The following is a 1,536-nucleotide window of genomic DNA, read 5'->3' as shown; positions in this document are numbered from 1 at the left end:
ATCTTCGATTCACAAGCTTTAATATTTGTGCGAATGTGGGTTGCTGGCCCGTGGGTGAGCAGCAAATTCCTCAAAAGCCGCACGAATCCCAAAAACACCTCGAATCCGGCTTAAAAATATTGGGTGGTGCCTAACGGTTGGCCGCATGGCGCTGTAGCAGATTCTGCGTTGAGATTGTCCGTCCGAGAGGACAGACAATCGAGGCGGGAATCTGCCCACACAAAGTGAGCTGGACTGCTATGCGCTATGGCGGCGTGTTGTAGCGCGTTTTTTTTATTAAAATTATTTGTAATCTTATTGTAAGTGTCTAAATCTCTTCCTATTAACATTTAGTCTTTTGATTTCGTTGTCTATGAATCGAAGTTTGTTCTTCATTCCCCAAATACTACCAATAATAAATCCCAGACCCAGTATTAGTGGAACAGTACCATTAACTATTACTGGTTGATGGGTCCAAAGATTAACACCAAGCCCAACAGGTCGAAATAACAAATAATACGCACCATATAAAAATAATGGTACCCCAATCATGAATACATTTCGTATATTTCTACGATATTTGATTAGAGCTTTTTGTCGATTTTTTTCAATTGATTTTGCTTTCCTCATGTAAACTCATCAAGTTTCTTAAAATTAAATCCAGTTTTTAATTAAGCCTCTCTCCTTTTGCAAGAAATCAAATACTACGGAATAGGTTTCGAGATTTTGAAGGGTATCAGACTAATGTCTCATTAATTTAATCATCCTATTTCTGTGGAATGTGGGAAATGCGCTACAACGGCCTGCCGCATGGAGCGTAAAGGGAATTAACCTTACTAACTTACCAAATTAAGCGAAGCCAAAGCGTTGTTTTGTTTTAACTTTTCATTTTTAAAGCCAAATCAGCGATTTGGCGCTGTTTGCCGAAGCTTCGAAACGACCAAGTAGTGCTGTACCCTTTATGCTCTATAGCGGTTTGTTGGTAACTGTTATTTCACTTTTTTTAATCATTTGGGTCAAATCCGTACATAAATTTATTGAGTTGTCCATTCGAACTTTCAAGTCCTACAATATCCATTAATTCCTCAAAGTATGTACAAACTCTTTCTCTATCTTCAGTGTCTAATTCTAAATACACGTCGGCAAACTTTGAGAGTCCAAAACCAATAATTTCATGGTATTTTTTATCTGTTGGATTTTCAGACGTTGCAATTTCAAGAAAGTCAGTTGCTACTTGATTAATTTTTTCCGTACAAATTGGCCGCATTTTTTTGTCTGCGATACCTGGATAAAAATTAGGATATGGTACTTCATCAAATTTTTCCTTTCCTATAAATTCTGCAAATTTATTTTTAGCATCTGCTGGTGTTGTCATTTTATTTTCAGTTTGTACACAAGAAGATAAGCTTAAAATCAGTATAAATATTTTTAAGTAAGTCATCTCGTTTTTTTAATAGTTACCAACGGTTAGCCGCATGAAGCGTATGGAGATTTTTATCCTTACTGACCTCTCAAATTGAGCAGAGCCAAAGCGTTGTATTTGTTTTTAACTTTTCA

The 1,536-nt window shown here is 36.5% G+C and carries 1 protein-coding gene; it reads right to left on the bottom strand.

Annotated elements, in window-relative coordinates; translation table 11 throughout:
• Positions 1-982: 982 nt before the first annotated feature.
• Complete coding sequence (locus ACSX1H_RS19270) at positions 983-1,420, bottom strand: DUF4844 domain-containing protein (protein ID WP_439185885.1); 438 nt, start codon at positions 1,418-1,420, stop codon at positions 983-985.
• Between the last annotated feature and the right edge of the window lie 116 nt (positions 1,421-1,536).

Origin of the sequence: Carboxylicivirga taeanensis (assembly GCF_051851475.1) — a bacterium.
Lineage (GTDB): Bacteria > Bacteroidota > Bacteroidia > Bacteroidales > Marinilabiliaceae > Carboxylicivirga > Carboxylicivirga taeanensis.
This window is presented reverse-complemented; position numbering and strand designations above follow the sequence as displayed.